Here is a 15,021-nt window from a genome sequence, read left to right on the forward strand (position 1 = left end):
GTCGGATCAGGTCTGCTCACCAGGCCCGCCGACCCGAGCCTGTCCGGCGTCGCTGCCGGTGATGGTCGTGAGGTACTCGCGGATGATCGCGTCGAAGTCGGGCGGAGGCAGCAGGCCCAGCGATTCCGCGCGTTCCGTGCTGAAGCGCGCGGGCCAGCTGCCGACGATGGCGCGGACGGCGGGGTCGTCGATCCAGTCGATCAGGTCGCTGGTGCCGGTACCGACCACCCGTTCCAACGCTTCCACCATCTCGCGGGGCGTGGTGGTGAGCGCGGGGAGGTTCAGCGCGGTACGGCTGCCCCAGGTCACGTCGTCGACCTCAGCGGCCCGGATCAGTCCGTCGATCGTGCGGCTCGGTGAGCAGAGGGCGATGGCGGTGTCGGGGGGTACCGGACAGTTGGCCCGCTGCCCCGCGATCGGCTCTCGAATGATCCCGGAGAGGAAGCTCGATGCTGCCGCGTTCGGCTTGCCCGGCCGCACGGAAACGGTCATCAGGCGTACGCTCCGTCCGCGGATGAAACCCCTGCGGGTGTAGTCGGCGAGCAGTTGCTCGCCGATGAATTTCTGTGTCCCGTAGCTGGATTGCGGTGTCGGCAGGGTGTCGTCCCGCACGATTTCGACGGCCTCGCCGGCGGGGTTGGTGCCGAAGACCGCGAGCGAGCTTGAGAAGACCAGTACCGGAGGCGTGGAAAGCCGGCGAGCCCATTCGAAGAGGGCGCGGGTGCCGTCCACGTTCGTGCGCATGCCGAGGTCGAAGTCGGCCTCTGCGGCACCGCTGACGACCCCGGCAAGGTGGAACACGAGGTCGGCTGTGCCCAGGGTGGGCAACTGCGCCTCCAGTTCACCGGTGATCGGCACCACTCGCGGGTCGGCGAGGAGGTCCGGTTGGGGTGCCACCAGATCGACGAGCAGGAGCTCCTGGACACGCTGGGGTGCGCTGCCGCCGACGCCGACCTCCCCGGAGAGGAGGCGGCGCGCCAACAGGGTGCCGAGGAATCCGGACCCCCCGGTGATCATCACTCTCATGCCGGTTTCTCCGATCTTCCAGATGCCTTCTCCAGCCGCTCGACGACGTCCGCCAGCGAGGTGTCACCGCCGACGTTGCCGGCGAACACCACGTAGGGCAGGTCGGCGGCAAAGCCGCTGGCCGCCTCCCACAGCGACACGATGCCGTCGAGAATCGGCCCTCTGATCCAGGCCCGATCCAGGCGAAGAGCCTGGGTCGCCACGTCGGACGACGTGATGCCCCCCTTGGCGACGACGAAGGACGGACGGCGTTGTCCGACGATCCGGGCGGTCGCGTCCACCAGCGCCGCGCTCACCGTCCGAGCGATGTCGAGGCTCCCGTTGGCGTCGGCCCCGGTGACGAGTCGACGTGATGTGCGCACCACCACCAGGTCGTCGGCCAGTGCCGTTACCGCCTGCCGCACCACCTGCTCGACATGCGCGGCCCGGTCCGCCGGATCCATCACCTTGGCGACGTCGAGTTCGATCTCGGTGGGGGAACGGCGCTGTCGCAGCGCGTCGAGCTGCCGCGTGGTCAGGCCCACGTGCGAACCGACGACGACCAGGCCGTGCGAGTCGGGATCGACCAGTTGGGCGAGGCGCTCGTCGGCTATGCGTGAGCCGTCCTCCTGCCCGAGTCGCGCGCGTACGAACGACGGCCCGACCCGTGCAACGATGCCGACTCCGGCACGTTCGGCGGCGAGGATGTCCAACACCGCCGCGCGTAGATCGTCGTCGGTGGCAGCGTCGATCGCCACGACCTGGCCGTCCTGCGCCGCGGACAGGACGGCGCCCAGTGCGCCGCCGCCGGCGGCCCGGATGTCCGCGAGGTGGACCTCGGCCACCTGGTCAGCACGGAGCCGACCGCCGCTCTTCTCCTCCACCCACTCCGCGAGACGCGACGAGCGGTATCCGAACGTCGCGTCGCGCGCGTACTCGCCGTCGGCGATGGGGGTGAGACCGGCCGGTCCTGCCGCCCAGTGGATGCCGGCCACGGTGACGCGCCCGGCATCGATGTACGCCGGCGAGAGGAGCACCGCGTGCGTGGGTTGACCGTGTTCCGCGAGGACCTCGGCCAGCACGTCCGTTTCGAGGGGAAAGTGTCCTCGCAGCGTGGAGTCTCCCCGGCTCGCGAACGCGAGTTGTACGTCTTCGAGTCGAGCCGCCTCCAGGCATGCCCGGGCCACGTCCCGGTTGCGTTCGGCCGCCGCTGCCGGGGAGAGGCTTCGGGTGTTGGTGAGCACGTAGAAGCCGGGGGCCCCCTGGCGCAGTGCCCACCGCACGTCCTCGACGTCCCAGCGCGTGAGCACGGGGACGTCCCGGACGGTCTGCGTGCCGGTCGGGTCGTCATCGAGCACGACGAGCCGGCGTGCTTCGCTGAGGTGGGCGCGGATCTCGGCTGCGGTGACGCCGCGCGCTGGGGGCAGCGCCTCGGCCCAGTTCGCGTCGCGTGGGGAGATGAGCTGGTCGCGGGACGCCGTCATTCGATGCCGCTCGCAGCCAGGAGCAGTCGCATGCGGTGCGCTGCCAGAGCGGGATCGGGGAACAGGCCGATCTCGTCGGCGAGAACGAAGAGGTCGGTGAGGTGCTGCAGCGAGCGGAATCCTTCCCGACCGGTGACCATCCGGAAGTGGTCCTGGTGCCCGGACAGCCAGGCGATGAAGACGGTACCGATCTTGTAGCGGTCGGCCGGTGGCTCGAACATCTTGACCGCGAGGGGGATCGAGGAGTTCATGGCCTCGACGAAGCCCGCCTCGTCGCCCTTGTCGAGCGCGGAGAATCCAAGGGACGCGACCGGGGCGATGGGGTCGAGCACACCGAGCAGTCCGTGGCTGTGGTGCTCACCGTCGCCCAGCAGGAGGTTGGTGTACCCGTAGTCGTCGCCGGTGTAAACCTTCACGCCTTCCGGCAGACGCCGGCGGAACTCCTTTTCGAGCTCCTCGTCCAGCAGGCTGAACTTGATCCCGTCGAGGCGCGCGGAGTTCTCCTCGGCCATGCGGACGACGACATTCATCGCCTCGACGGGGTCGGCGTGTCCCCAGTATCCGGCGAGCGAGGGATCGAATCCGGTTCCGAGCCAGTGCACGATGGCGGGCTTCTCCACCTGCGCGAGGACCTGGCCGTAGACCTTGAGGTAGTCGTCCTCGTTGCGGGCGGCAGCGACAAGGGCGTGGCTGGCGCGGATCACCGCGGCGCTCCCTTGGGCCTGGACCCAGTCGAGCTGCTCGAGATACGCGTCGACGACCTCGCCCAGGCTGGGGTTGCTGGACGTGATCTGGTCCGTGCCAGCGCCGGCCACGACCGCGGCGCCTTCTTCCCGCGCGGCGGCCACACCCAGCCGGATCAACTCCTTGGCCTGTCCCCACTGGAGACCGCCGGGACCGCGCTCGGAGGTGTCCATGCCTTCGGCGATGCCCACTCCGTAGCTGAACAGGTGCTTGCGGAAGGCGATCGTGGCTTCCCAGTCGATGGGAGTCTGCTCCCCTGGGGTGTAGTCGGCACGGGCGTCCACGACGACGTGTGCCGCAGCGAGCACGGTTCGGGACTCGAAGGGCCCCTGATGGCGCGGGTAGTCGACCGGTTCGTGCATGACGTGCACTGTGGTCCCGCCGTCAGCGGTGGGGATGGTGAGCTTGGCGGTCGTGAGCGTGTCCACGAATTTCTCCTTGGGCGAAGCGTTGGGAGGGAGGTCGGCAGTCAGGACCAGGCCGGCCGCCCGCCCGCCGCCTCGCGATCCGACTCAGAGCCGATGACTCCGGCTGACTTCAGGTTGGCGATCTCTTCGGGGCTGAGCCCGGCCGCTCGGAGGACCTCTTCGTTGTGCTGGCCCACCTTGGGGGGCACCATGCGCAGGCGGGCTGGGGTCTCGGAGAGCGAGATCGGCATGCCGACGAAACGCACCGGTCCGACTCCGGCGACGTCCGCCTCGAGTACGAGGTTGTTGTGCCGGACCTGCGGGTCCTCGAAGACGGCGTCATAGTCGTGAACGGGCGCTACGAGAACGTCCTCCGCCTCGAACCGAGCCATGATCTCGTCGCGTGGGAAGCGCGCGATCGCCTCCGCCAGCAGATCGCGGGTCTCGTGGACGTGTTCTCGCAGACCCTCGATGCTCTGGAACCGAGGGTCGTCGGTCTGCTCCGGGGTCAGGCCACAGGCGCGTGCGGCCCGCCGCCACTGTTCGTCCACGTAGTACTCACCGATGAGGGCGAACCACAGTCCGTCGGCGGCCTGGTAGTAGCCGTAGAGCGCCGTGTTGTGCGCGTGGGCGATGTTGGCTGGCGGACGTGGATAACGCTGGCCGGTACTCAGGAACGTGGTGCCCTCTTGCAGGTGCGTCGTGATCGCGGCGTTCATCAGGTTCGAGTCCACGACCTGCCCGCGGCCGGTACGCTCCCGGGCCGCCAGCGCGGCCATCATGCCCAGGGCGAACTGCATGGAGGCGACATAGTCGATCATGAACGTGCCGGTCGGCATCGGGCCGGCGTCCTCGGTGCCGGACAGGGCCATCAGGCCACTGATGGCCTGCGCCGCCAGATCCTGCCCGCGCCGATGGGTGTACGGCCCACTGAGGCCGTACCCCGAGGCGTACGCGACGATGATGCGCGGGTTGACCGCCGACAGATCCTCGTAGCCCAGCCCGAGGCGGTCCATGACACCCGGCCGGAAGTTGCTCGCCACGATGTCGGCGTTCCTGGCCAGGTCCAGGATGAGCTTGCGGCCCTCGGGCGACTTCACGTCGACGCTGATGCTCCGCTTGTTCCGGTTCGTCGCGGACCAGTGCGGGCTGTATCCGTCGCCCAGGAACGGGGCCTGATTGCGCCCGATCTCACCCACGTCGATGCGTTCGACCTTGATGACGTCGGCTCCGAAGTCGGCGAGCATCTGCGTCGCGGACGGGCCCTGTTCGAGCTGGGTGAAGTCGAGGATGCGAACTCCCTCGAACGCATCGGTCACGATGAGATCTACCTTTCTGTGTCTGAGGCCGGGAAGGACGGCGGGTCATCCGGGGCGGCGTGGAGGCAGGCAACGCAGCCCCGCCGGCTCCGGGCGGAACAGCCGCGCGTCCATCTCCCGAAGTGGCTCGCGGATGATGGGGGTGAAACCCATCTGGGAAAGGACGTCGCGCCGCAGGTCGACTCCGGGCGCGATCTCGATCAGTTCGACGCCGTCAGCGCCGAGCCGGAACACCGCCCGCTCGGTGACGTAGCGGACCCGTTGCCCCGCGCGGCGCGCTCGTCGGCCGTCGAAGGCGATGCGCTGGACCCGATCGACCAGCTTGCCGTAGCGGCCGTCCCGCACGATCTCCAGGCGGCCCTCCCCGACCCGCACGTCGAGGTCACCACCGCGGAAGGTGCCGCAGAACACGACGGTCCTGGCCTTCTGGCTGATGTCGATGAAGCCACCGGGGCCGATCGGCGTTCCGTTCACGCCAGCCACGTTGACGTTGCCTTCGGCATCGAACTCGGCGAACGCCAGACCCGCGAAGTCCAGGGCGCCGCCGTCGTACAGGTCGAACTGGCTCGACATGTCCACGATCGCCGTCGGGTTGATCGCCGTTCCCGAATCCAGGCCCACGCCGGGCAGCCCGCCGAACACGCCCTGCTCGATGCTGAGCGTGAACCGGTCGAGGAAGCCCTCCTCGAGCGCCACGTAGGAGATGCCGTTCGCCATGCCGACACCGAGATTGGCGAGATCGCCTTCGTGGATCTCCTGCGCGGCGCGGCGCGCCACCACCTTGCGGTGATCGAAGCGCAGCGGTGTGACGGCCGTGGGCCGGTTCGCTTCCACACCGGTCCGGCGCGGGTCGCTGAGGGTGATGGGGGTCTGATTCGGCCAGTCGGTGATCACGACGTGGTCCACGAGCGCTCCGGGCACCGTGACCCGCCCGGCGGGAAGTTCCCCGGGGGCGACGATCCGCTTCACCTCGGCCACCACCGTGCCGCCGCTGTTGTGGACAGCTTGGGCGATGGCGAGGTTGTCGCTGAAGGCGGCTTCGTCGTCCATCGCCAGGTTGCCGTGTCCGTCGGCCACCGTGGCGCGCAGCAGCCCGAAGTGGACGTCGAAACGGGGGTAGAAGAGCCACTCGCGCCCGGCGAGGGTGATCAGCTCACTGAGACCTTCCCGGGTATGCTCGTTCATCCGCCCCCACTCCTGGCGTGGGTCGACGAACGTGCCCAGGCCGATGTCCGTGAACAGCCCCGGACGTCCGCCGGCGATCTCCCGGTACAGCAACGAGATGGTGCCGGCAGGCAATCCGATCGCCTCGACCCGGTTGTCGGCTATCGCTCGCTGCTGACGGGGCGAGAGGACGAAGTGCGAACCGACGAACCTGCGCACCAGCCCTTCGATGGCGATGTGGTCGATCCCCCGGCCCTGGTGGTCGCCGAGCCCCATGACGTGCACGACGGTCAGGTCGTTGGGCTCCTGCTCCCTGCGCCAGCGCTGCTCGAGGGCGGCGAGCAGGGTCTCCGGCACCTGCAGCAGGGAGCCGCTGCCGCCCACGGCGACCGTGGCACCCGCCGGGATCAGCGCCACCGCTTCCTCGGGCGTCAGCACCAGGCCGGGACGCCTATAGCCGTCCCCTGGGGCGGACTTGAGGGTGAGCGTCATGACCGATCAATCCTTCTTGGCGAGGAAGCTCGTAACACCTTCGCTGAGTTCGCGACTTGCGAAGATGAGCTCCAGTGCGTCCGACGCACGCACCAGACCCGCGTTGAGCGGCAGGTCGGTCGCCTCGTCGACGAGCTGCTTCGCCAGCCGAAGCGACAACGCACTGCGTGACACGAGCAGTTCGGCGAGTTCGACGGCGCGCTCCCATGCGGAGCCGTCGACGACCTCGGTCGCCAGGCCCCAATCCCGGGCCGTTGCCGCGTCGATGGTCTCCCCGGTCAAGAGCAACTGCTTGGCCCGCCCCGGTCCGACGAGTTTGGTGAGCCGCTGACTTCCGGTAGCGGCGAGCGCGCCGATCTTCACCTCCGGTAGCCCCAGGCGGACGCCCTGCCGCACCACCCGCAGGTCGCAGGCGAGGGCGAGCTCCAGGCCGCCGCCCAGCGCCGCTTGGTCGATGGCGGCGATGGTGGGGAACGGCAGCCGGGCGAGCATCCGCAACATGCGGTCCTCGACGAGCACCTTGCGCTCGGCGGCCTGCTCCCCCAACCCCGCGAACTCACGCATGTCGCTGCCGGCGCAGAACGCCCGCCCGTCGGCCGCACCCAGGACGAGGGCTCGTGCGTCGGATTCGGCCGCACGGCGGAAGGTCTCGGCCAACTCGGCGAGCATGTCCAGCGTCATCAGGTGCAGCGGCGGGTTGTCGAGCCGCACCAGCCACACGGGGCCGGAGCGGTCGAGCCGGACCGTCGCGAGTGCGGTGGTGTTCATCAGAGCATCACGTCCCCGCCGCAGACATTCAGCGTCTCCCCCGTGATGTAGGAGGCGTCGTCGGAGGCGAGGAACGCCACTGCGGCCGCCACCTCCTGGGGCCGGCCAGTGCGGCCGAGCGGGATGGTGGCAACGCGCTCGGCCAGCATCTGCGCCGGATCCGTGTCGACCATGCGGCCGAGTTCGACGTTTGCCCGCTGGGCCAGCGGCGTGTCGATGCGGCCCGGGGCAACCGCGTTGACCCGGATCCCACGTGGCGCCAACTCAGCGGCGAACGTCTTGGTCGTGCTGACGACCGCCGCTTTCGACGCCGCGTAGTTCGCCGACATCACGTTCGGCAACGACGCCTGGATCGAGGCCACCGTCACGGCACTGCCGCCGTCCGGTAGGAGCCGCGCCGCGAGTTGCAGGGTCAGGAACGTACCTCGGGCGTTCACCGCCAGCACGCGGTCCCAGTCCTCGACGCTCAACTCCAGTAGCGGTCCGAAGGTCTGGATACCGGCGTTGGCGACGACGATGTCGACCCGGCCCAGCAGGTCGCCGAGCGAGGCCAGCGAGGCCGGGTCCGAGACGTCGACCCTCGCGGACTCCGCGGAGCCGCCGACGGCCCGCAGAGCGCTCGCCGCTTCGCGCGCCAGGTCCTCGTCGACATCAGCGACGACGACATGTGCGCCCTCTGCGGCGAGCCGCTCGGCGATGGCCCGTCCGATCCCCTGGCCGGCGCCGGTCACCAGCGCGCGGCGATCCAGGAACCGGGACGCGTTGCCCACCGTCATGACTGCGCCTTCGGCAGTTCGATGCCATGGAGCACGCCCAGCCGCTCGAAGTGCTGGTAGATCCGGTCAGCGTACTTGCCGAACTCGGGAGACTCCCCGAGCGCGATCGGCCGCGGGCGGGGCAGGTCGACGACGATCTCATCGACGACCTCTCCCGGACTGGGGCTCATGACGAAGATCCGGTCGGAGAGCCCGACAGCCTCCTCCACACTGTGCGTGATGAACAGGACCGTGGGGCGCCGCTCCATCCACAGTGCCTCAAGGTCGGTACGGACCTGCAGGCGGGTCAGCGCATCGAGCGCACCGAAGGGCTCGTCGAGCATGAGAACCGACGGGTTGTGCACGAGTGTCCGGATCAGCGACACCCGTTGGCGCATCCCGCCGGAAAGCTGACGGGGGTACTTCTTCATCGCCTTGGTCAGCCGCAACCGCTCGAACAGCTGCTCCGCGCGGCTGCGGATCTCCTGCTCTGGTAGGCCACGGATCGTCGCCTGGAGCATGACGTTGTCGATAGCGGTCCGGAACTCGAGGAGGAGGTGATCCTGGAACGCGATACCCACATCCGTGATGGGCCGCTTCACCGATTCACCCCCGACGCGGATGTCGCCGGTCGTGCGGTCGAGCAGTCCGGCGACCATGAGCATGAGGGTGCTCTTGCCGCATCCGGAGGGGCCGACGATGGAGATGAACTCGCCGGGTTTGATGTTCATGTCGACCGGCTTCAGCGCCTGGAACGGGTTCGGGCTGTCGAGCCCGAAGGTCTTGCTGACTGACTCGATGGAGATCGAAGTCCCCGACCGGGTGACGGCCGCTGTGGTGCGTGCGGTCATGACTGTGCCTTTCCGCTCGCTTCGACGCCGCCGAGGGGGACCTTGGACAGCAGTTCCACCTTCTGCCCCTCCTGGCAGACACGTCCGTCCTGGTCGACGACGCGTACGTCGAAGGTCACGATCGCTTGGGTCGGCTTGGACGCGCTGTCGCGCATCTCGGCCACCGAGTACTCGACGAAGATCGTGTCGCCGATGAAGATCGGGGCCTTGAACCGCCAGTCCTTGATTCCGAGGAATGCGATAGCGGTGTTGCGCAGCATCTCGGTACGCGGCCACATCAGGCCGTGTGCGTAGGCCAGGCCCAGCATGCCGTGCGCGATCCGTCGACCGAACTGGCTGGCCTTCGCGTAGACGTCGCTGGTGTGCACCTCGGAGAAGTCACCGGTCAACGCGGCGAACCCGAGTACGTCGGCGTCGGTGATGGTGCGTCCCGGGCTGCGGAATGCGAGTCCGACGTACAGGTCCTCGTAGAGCAGCCCTTGCCGCGGGATGTCGTGTGGCACGTGGTCCCTCCTTTCCACAGATCAGTGCGCGGTGTTCGCCTGCGGGCTCACTTCGCGGCCAGCGGCACCGGCTTGTTGTCCTGGCACTGCTGCATCTCCGCCTCCTCAGGGAGGAAGTCGTTCGAGTAGTAGGTGGTGGCGTCGGTTCCGGCGGGCAGGAGTTCGACCGAGGACAGCAGGTCCTGGGTGCGCGCCCAGCTCTCGTCGGTCGCCTTGCCGACGACCTTCGCGCCGCCGGCGCACAGCAGCGGCAGGACCGCGTTCAGCTCAGCGAGGCTCTGCTGCTCGTTCGAGTTGGGGAAGTACTCCTTGACCGCCGCGGCACCGGCCTCCGGATCGGCGGCGACAGCCGCCCAGCCCTTGAGGCTGGCTCGGAGGAACGCCTTGACGTCGTCGGCGTTGTTCTTCAGGTAGTCCTCGTTGGCGAACACGCTGGTGCTGACCGTCGGGACCCCGTACTCCGCAAAGGTCCAGTTCTTGGTCTGCGCGCCCTGCTGCTCCAGCTGCACGCCGTACGAGTCGGTCGAGCCGAGGATGGCGTCGACACGATTCTGCAGCAGCGCCTGGACCAGGGACTCCTTGGGCAGGCCCACCTGCTTGATGTCCGAGGGCTGCAGACCGTTCTTCTCCAGCAGGATGGGCAGCATCGCCGTCTGGGAGCCGCCGGTCGGCACGCCCACACTGCGGCCCTTCAGTTCCTGGATCGAGTTGATGCCGCTCGACGTCAGGGTCGTCACCTGGTTCGGGCTGGATTGGTAGAGCACCATGATGGTCTTCATGGGTGCGCCCTTGGCGACGAGGGCGCTCGTGGTGGGCGCCTCGGCGAATCCGATCTGAGCCTGACCCGATGCGACCATCTGGGCGGTGACGCCGGAGCCGGCACCCGGAACGATCTTGACGTCCAGCCCCTCCTCCTCGTACAGACCGTGGACGGCGGCGTACTCGAAGCCCGCGTTGAATCCGCCCGCAGTGAAGTTGAGCTGGAAAGTGAAGGGCTTGAGCTTGGTGCCGTCGGCGCCGACGGAGGAGTCGCTCGAGCCGCCGCACGCGGTGAGCGCCATGGAGGCGGCCAGCACGGACGCGACCAGCGCGGATCGCCGGGGGATGTGGCGCATGTCGTTCCTTTCCGGGATCGTCGTCGGTCCCGTTTAGTGAGGTGGTGGGTGGTGAGGGGGTGATCAGTCAGTTGTTGCGCGCGCGCTGCCAGGGCGTCAGCAGCCACTCGACCAGCTCGACGAGGTAGTTGAGGGCGATTCCGATGACGGTCAGCACGACGAGGACCGCGAAGATCAGCGTGGTGTCCAGGGTGCTCGTGCCCTGGAGCAGCAGATAACCCAACCCGGTGTTGGCTCCGACGAACTCGGCGACCAGGGCCGCCGTCGCGGCGAGCGTCGCCGACGTCTTCAACCCGGAGAAGATCACCGGCAGGGCGGAGGGGAACCGCAGGAAGCGGAACGTCTGCCAGCGCGACGCGCCCATCGACTTGGTCAGGTAGAGCATCCGGTCGTCCAGGATCCGGAAGCCGCTGATGCTCGCCACCAGGAGCGGGAAGAAGGTCATCAGGACGGTGAGCAGGATCTTGGACTCGATGCCGAAGCCGATCCACACCACGAAGAGCGGGGCGATCGCGATCTTCGGTACGAGCTGCATGAAGACGACCGGCGGGTACACCACCTGCCGGGCGACGCGACTGAGCGCGATCATCAGCCCGAGCGGGATGGCCGTCACGATGGTGATACCGAGACCGGCCACGATCTCGGTGACCGTGACGGTGGTGTTCTCCCACAACAGCGGGAAGTCGTCGGCCATGCGGGCGAACGTTTCCTGCGGGCTGGGCAACAGGTACGACGGGATGTCAAACGCCTCCACCGCGCCGGCCCACAGAGCGACGATGGCCGCGAAGACCCCCACCGGGATGAGGTCCCAGGCGAGCTTGCGGAGTCGGCGGGGCCGATAGGTCGTCGCCGCGGAGGTTCCCGGCGCCGCGACGGCCTTCGGAGCCCCGGCGGTCGTCGGGGAGTCGGTTTGCATGGACATCGAGAGCCTTTCGTTCGTATCAGCAGCTCAGTAGCGCCGGACCCCACCAGAGGCGGTAGGAGTCCGCCGCCACGCCGGCCCAGCGAGAGTCCGGCGCCTCGACCATGCTGAGCGCCGCGCGAAGGGTGACGAGCGTGGTTTTCTCGGCAGCGAACATGGGGTGGAAGGGCTCAAGGGCGAAGGCCACCCCTCCGTCCTCAGCCTCGGGTAGCAGCGCCTCCAGCGCCCGAGCGGCTCGTTCCAGCGTGGCCCGTGCACTGTGCACCACGGGGCCGACGGCGACGAGGTGGTCGGCACCCAGTTCCGCGGCGTCGTCGAGAGTCTGCGGGCTGGCGTCGTCCGCCGCCCGCTGGTCGGGTTCGACCAGATACCCCCTGCGGCAGACGGCGTGAACCGAGGGTCCCGCACGGCGTGCGACCGTGCCCACCGCCGACGTCGATCCGAGTCCGAGGCGTGTCGCCAGACGTCCGGGGCGTCGAAGCCGGCGATCGCATCGGCGAACTCGTCGGCCGGCACCGACAGGAGGGCGCCCTGACCAAGGACCATGCGGTGAGTGCGCATGTTCGCCACCATGACCCTCCAACCTGAGCGACTGGAACACCGTTGCTGACCGGAACGCTATTCCAGTAATGTCGACAGCACAAGGGGCACGTGAAAGATTGGGCTGCGTCGACCCCCCGCCACCGAGGCGGGCGAACCATAGAAAGCGGTGGATAATGGTTGCTGCAGGGACCCTGTCACGTGGCTTGGCGGTGCTCTCCTGCCTTGTCGGTGAGGTCGAGGGCGTGCCCCTGGCCCGCATCTCCGACCAGTTGGGGCTTCCCCGAAGCGCCACCCATCGGATCCTGGCGACCCTCACCGACGAAGGTTTCGTCTTTCAGCTCAAACCGTCGGGCAACTACGCTCTCACTCTCCGTATTGTCGGCCTGGGGCTACGACACCTGGCGACCTCGACCATCACCGGGCTCGCCAAACCGGTCCTGGTTCGCCTCGCTCGCACCTCGGGCCAACTCGTCCGCCTCAGCCTGGCCGACCGGGAGCAGCTGATCTGGGTCGCCAAGGAACAGGGCGCGACATCCGGACTCCGGTACGACGCGGACGTGGATCATGGCCACGTGATCCCCCTCGACTCGACCGCGACGGGGATCGCCTGGCTGTCCGCGCTGCCCGAGGACCGGGCCCTACGGCTCGTCGCTCGGCAGGAGCAGCCGCGACGGCACCCGGTCGGGCCCGAGTTCCCGCGCAGCCTCGCCGACGTGGCCGCCCGCATTCGCGAAGCGCGAGAGCAGGGGTGGGCGCGCGTGCATGAGAGCAACGAGAGAGGGATCTCGGCGATGGCCATGCCGCTGGTCGATGCGTACAGCGGTGAGGCGATCGGAGCGGTGAGCATCGCCGGACCCAGCATCCTCCTGACCGAGGGGCGGATGCGCGAAATCCTCCCCGCACTGCGGCAGACCGTCGCCGAGCTTGGGGACATTGCGGTGGCACTGGCGGGCGAAGCCAGTTGCACCCCCTCGCCGCCCGCGCAGACGAAGGCCACCGATCCGTCGTTCGAGAAACTCGGACGCTGAGGGTCACTGTCGACGACGAGTTCCTCGCGGCTCCCGGCGCCGACACGCACGGCAAGAAGAAATCGACGAACTCCCGACCACGCCGCACAGGTTGAAGATCAAGCTAAGGGACGCTGCAGAAGTAGAGCTCATCCGTCAGCATGCCGAGCGAACCGGTGACCGGCGTCGACGTCCAGCCACCCGGGCCGTTCGCGTACAGGGTGAAGGTGCCGGTGTCCACAGCCAGCAACACGCCGGGAACGACGATCGAGGTGTCGTTGGAGCCGAGAGTGCCGCCTCCGGAGAAGCCGTCGCTCAGGAACCAGGTGAAGCCACTGCGGGCCACGCCACCGGCGGGCAGGTCCCAGGTGAAGGCGGGCGGGGTGAGTTGGCCCGCCATGCAGGCCAGGTCGGTCGGCGGGTCGACCGTGCCGGCGGCGAGAGCAGCGCTGCCGAACTCGGTGTCGGTCCAGGCGGCCAGCGTCGACCGGGCAGGTGCGAGCGCCATGGCATGGATCCAGAGCGAGAGGGCGAGGACACCCGCGAGCCAGCGTCGCCGGGCGTGGCTCTCACGTCGCCGGCTCGGCGTAGCGGGGATCCGTACGCGCCTCACGGCTGTTCCTTCCTGACCCGGTTCCTGCGCGTGGCGCGCATGAGCAGCAGGCCGACGAGCAGGGCACCCGCACCGGCGAGCATCGGCGTCCGCAGGTCGGTGCCGGTGCGTGGCAGCGTGTCGACCTTGCCGCCGGTCGCCGCCCTGTCGCCGAGTCCGGTCGCCGTGAGGATCAGGTCGGCCGAGCCGGCGGCCGTGGAGTTCGGGAGCAGGCTCGCGGTGACGAGTACCCAACGCTGTTCGTCGGAGCGCATCGTGCTGATGGGGACCGGGCGTTCGGCCAGTCTGGTGGCGGGGCCCTCGGCGAGAACCTGCTCTCCCCGCCCGCCGGGACAGGCGCCGTTCACCCAGCGGGCGGCGCAGACGGCGACCATGACCTGGAGTCCGTTCGTCGAGACCACGAGCGGGCCCAGCGCCGACAGCGTGATTGTCACCGTGCCCGGGTGCGGGGCGTGCGCGGTGACGCCCACCTGCCACGGCACCGGCTCCCTCGGTGTCATCGATGTCATGCGAGCCTCGTCGCGGATCGATATCAGGGTGAGGTACCTGCCCCGGATGACCTCCTCGGTCAGTTCCGCCCGTGCCTGACCGGGCGTGGCCAGGACTGCGGCGGCGACGCCCGGAAGCACGGCCACCATGACGAACAACCGCCGGGCGGTCGATTCGACATGCGCCGCTGTCCGGCTCGGCGGGGCGCCGACCTCAGGACCTGTTCCCGCCTCGGCAGGCGCCGGAGGGCCCGTTCGCCGTCGGCGCCACGTCGTACGCCGCCGGGTCGGCGGTTCCGTGGCGCGCGGCCAGAACGCCCAGGTGACGATCACGGCGGTGCCGACCGTGATCGCACTGGTCGCGTACGGGTTCGACACGGCCCGCACCGCGTACCCGAGCCTGGGCACCGACCAGGTGACGAGCCGTACGTGGGTCACCGCGTACGGCGCGGAGTCGTTGGAGTCGTTCGCGTCCCCACGCAGGGTGAGCAGGCGGGTGGGCCCACCGCCCTCGTCGATCTGGACGACCCGGTGGGTGATCGGTGGAAGCGGCGTGCGGTCGACGGTGACCACGTCGCCCACCTTGACCTCGGACGCGGGGATCTCACGTACCACCGCCAGCGACCCGGCGGGAATGGTCGGGCTCATCGATCCGGTCTTGAACAGGATGAGTGAGATGTCGAAGAAGAACGCCAGCGGGACGAGGACGACGCACACCGTCCCGCCGACGGCGAGCAGGGTCAGCGCCAGATCGCCGACGCGGGCGATGACGCCCCGCCCTCGACGTGCTCGTCTCATCATGTGCAGGACCCTTACGTGGACGTGGCGGCGAATCGGTGGA

At 68.9% G+C, this 15,021-nt stretch carries 15 protein-coding genes; 1 reads left to right on the forward strand and 14 read right to left on the reverse strand.

Going from position 1 to position 15,021, the window contains the following annotated elements; genetic code table 11:
- Nucleotides 1-6 precede the first annotated feature (6 nt).
- The 12 genes from denD to ACLQ2S_RS23605 all read right to left on the reverse strand — a co-directional run bounded on the left by denD (nucleotide 7) and on the right by ACLQ2S_RS23605 (nucleotide 11,956).
- Nucleotides 7-1,026, reverse strand: coding sequence for a D-erythronate dehydrogenase (denD, locus tag ACLQ2S_RS23550; protein WP_155218739.1), 1,020 nt, complete (start codon nucleotides 1,024-1,026; stop codon nucleotides 7-9).
- A complete protein-coding gene (locus tag ACLQ2S_RS23555; protein WP_155218737.1) occupies nucleotides 1,023-2,489 on the reverse strand; it encodes a four-carbon acid sugar kinase family protein in 1,467 nt (488 codons plus the stop codon). Before ACLQ2S_RS23555 ends, denD begins: the two co-directional genes overlap by 4 nt.
- Nucleotides 2,486-3,661 carry a DUF993 family protein gene (locus tag ACLQ2S_RS23560; protein ID WP_155218735.1) on the reverse strand — a complete coding sequence of 392 codons (1,176 nt, stop codon included), beginning with the start codon at nucleotides 3,659-3,661 and terminating at the stop codon, nucleotides 2,486-2,488. Before ACLQ2S_RS23560 ends, ACLQ2S_RS23555 begins: the two co-directional genes overlap by 4 nt.
- A gap of 41 nt (nucleotides 3,662-3,702) precedes the next feature.
- On the reverse strand, nucleotides 3,703-4,959 hold the full coding sequence (locus tag ACLQ2S_RS23565) for a CaiB/BaiF CoA transferase family protein (RefSeq protein ID WP_155218733.1): 1,257 nt from the start codon (nucleotides 4,957-4,959) through the stop codon (nucleotides 3,703-3,705).
- A 45-nt stretch (nucleotides 4,960-5,004) separates the two neighbouring features.
- Nucleotides 5,005-6,615, reverse strand: a complete 1,611-nt coding sequence (locus ACLQ2S_RS23570) for an acyl CoA:acetate/3-ketoacid CoA transferase (RefSeq protein ID WP_425702920.1) — start codon at nucleotides 6,613-6,615, stop codon at nucleotides 5,005-5,007.
- A 6-nt stretch (nucleotides 6,616-6,621) separates the two neighbouring features.
- The gene (locus tag ACLQ2S_RS23575; RefSeq protein WP_425702922.1) at nucleotides 6,622-7,383 is read right to left on the reverse strand and encodes an enoyl-CoA hydratase/isomerase family protein; all 762 of its coding nucleotides are present in this window, start codon (nucleotides 7,381-7,383) and stop codon (nucleotides 6,622-6,624) included.
- Nucleotides 7,383-8,159: an SDR family NAD(P)-dependent oxidoreductase gene (locus ACLQ2S_RS23580; RefSeq protein ID WP_155218727.1), complete on the reverse strand. Its 777-nt coding sequence runs from the start codon at nucleotides 8,157-8,159 to the stop codon at nucleotides 7,383-7,385. Before ACLQ2S_RS23580 ends, ACLQ2S_RS23575 begins: the two co-directional genes overlap by 1 nt.
- Nucleotides 8,156-8,989, reverse strand: a complete 834-nt coding sequence (locus ACLQ2S_RS23585; RefSeq protein WP_155218725.1) for an ABC transporter ATP-binding protein — start codon at nucleotides 8,987-8,989, stop codon at nucleotides 8,156-8,158. The genes ACLQ2S_RS23580 and ACLQ2S_RS23585 overlap by 4 nt, the downstream gene beginning before the upstream one ends.
- Nucleotides 8,986-9,492 carry a MaoC/PaaZ C-terminal domain-containing protein gene (locus ACLQ2S_RS23590; RefSeq protein ID WP_309223363.1) on the reverse strand — a complete coding sequence of 169 codons (507 nt, stop codon included), beginning with the start codon at nucleotides 9,490-9,492 and terminating at the stop codon, nucleotides 8,986-8,988. Before ACLQ2S_RS23590 ends, ACLQ2S_RS23585 begins: the two co-directional genes overlap by 4 nt.
- Nucleotides 9,493-9,539: 47 nt before the next feature.
- Nucleotides 9,540-10,607: an ABC transporter substrate-binding protein gene (locus ACLQ2S_RS23595; RefSeq protein ID WP_425702925.1), complete on the reverse strand. Its 1,068-nt coding sequence runs from the start codon at nucleotides 10,605-10,607 to the stop codon at nucleotides 9,540-9,542.
- A gap of 67 nt (nucleotides 10,608-10,674) precedes the next feature.
- The gene (locus ACLQ2S_RS23600) at nucleotides 10,675-11,529 is read right to left on the reverse strand and encodes an ABC transporter permease (RefSeq protein ID WP_155218721.1); all 855 of its coding nucleotides are present in this window, start codon (nucleotides 11,527-11,529) and stop codon (nucleotides 10,675-10,677) included.
- A gap of 19 nt (nucleotides 11,530-11,548) precedes the next feature.
- Nucleotides 11,549-11,956 carry a TIM barrel protein gene (locus ACLQ2S_RS23605; protein ID WP_196222543.1) on the reverse strand — a complete coding sequence of 136 codons (408 nt, stop codon included), beginning with the start codon at nucleotides 11,954-11,956 and terminating at the stop codon, nucleotides 11,549-11,551.
- Nucleotides 11,957-12,245: 289 nt separating this feature from the next.
- On the opposite strand from ACLQ2S_RS23605, the gene ACLQ2S_RS23610 reads away from it, so the two are divergent.
- Nucleotides 12,246-13,100, forward strand: a complete 855-nt coding sequence (locus tag ACLQ2S_RS23610; protein ID WP_255456652.1) for an IclR family transcriptional regulator — start codon at nucleotides 12,246-12,248, stop codon at nucleotides 13,098-13,100.
- A gap of 103 nt (nucleotides 13,101-13,203) precedes the next feature.
- Here ACLQ2S_RS23610 and ACLQ2S_RS23615 read toward each other — a convergent pair whose 3' ends face one another.
- Together ACLQ2S_RS23615 and ACLQ2S_RS23620 are read right to left on the reverse strand one after the other, a co-directional pair.
- Nucleotides 13,204-13,692, reverse strand: a complete 489-nt coding sequence (locus ACLQ2S_RS23615; RefSeq protein WP_425702928.1) for a hypothetical protein — start codon at nucleotides 13,690-13,692, stop codon at nucleotides 13,204-13,206.
- Nucleotides 13,689-14,981: a signal peptidase I gene (locus tag ACLQ2S_RS23620; protein ID WP_196222541.1), complete on the reverse strand. Its 1,293-nt coding sequence runs from the start codon at nucleotides 14,979-14,981 to the stop codon at nucleotides 13,689-13,691. The genes ACLQ2S_RS23615 and ACLQ2S_RS23620 overlap by 4 nt, the downstream gene beginning before the upstream one ends.
- Nucleotides 14,982-15,021 lie beyond the last annotated feature (40 nt).

Origin of the sequence: Micromonospora sp. DT48 (genome assembly GCF_049844495.1) — a bacterium.
Taxonomy (GTDB): domain Bacteria; phylum Actinomycetota; class Actinomycetes; order Mycobacteriales; family Micromonosporaceae; genus Micromonospora.

Excerpts from the sequence above, each read along its gene's own strand:
- ACLQ2S_RS23575 (WP_425702922.1), bottom strand. The coding sequence starts at position 7,383 with ATGAACACCACCGCACTCGCGACGGTCCGGCTCGACCGCTCCGGCCCC.
- ACLQ2S_RS23610 (WP_255456652.1), top strand. The coding sequence starts at position 12,246 with ATGGTTGCTGCAGGGACCCTGTCACGTGGCTTGGCGGTGCTCTCCTGC.
- ACLQ2S_RS23585 (WP_155218725.1), bottom strand. The coding sequence starts at position 8,989 with ATGACCGCACGCACCACAGCGGCCGTCACCCGGTCGGGGACTTCGATC.
- ACLQ2S_RS23595 (WP_425702925.1), bottom strand. The coding sequence starts at position 10,607 with ATGCGCCACATCCCCCGGCGATCCGCGCTGGTCGCGTCCGTGCTGGCC.
- ACLQ2S_RS23580 (WP_155218727.1), bottom strand. The coding sequence starts at position 8,159 with ATGACGGTGGGCAACGCGTCCCGGTTCCTGGATCGCCGCGCGCTGGTG.
- ACLQ2S_RS23600 (WP_155218721.1), bottom strand. The coding sequence starts at position 11,529 with ATGTCCATGCAAACCGACTCCCCGACGACCGCCGGGGCTCCGAAGGCC.
- denD (WP_155218739.1), bottom strand. The coding sequence starts at position 1,026 with ATGAGAGTGATGATCACCGGGGGGTCCGGATTCCTCGGCACCCTGTTG.
- ACLQ2S_RS23620 (WP_196222541.1), bottom strand. The coding sequence starts at position 14,981 with ATGATGAGACGAGCACGTCGAGGGCGGGGCGTCATCGCCCGCGTCGGC.
- ACLQ2S_RS23570 (WP_425702920.1), bottom strand. The coding sequence starts at position 6,615 with ATGACGCTCACCCTCAAGTCCGCCCCAGGGGACGGCTATAGGCGTCCC.
- ACLQ2S_RS23555 (WP_155218737.1), bottom strand. The coding sequence starts at position 2,489 with ATGACGGCGTCCCGCGACCAGCTCATCTCCCCACGCGACGCGAACTGG.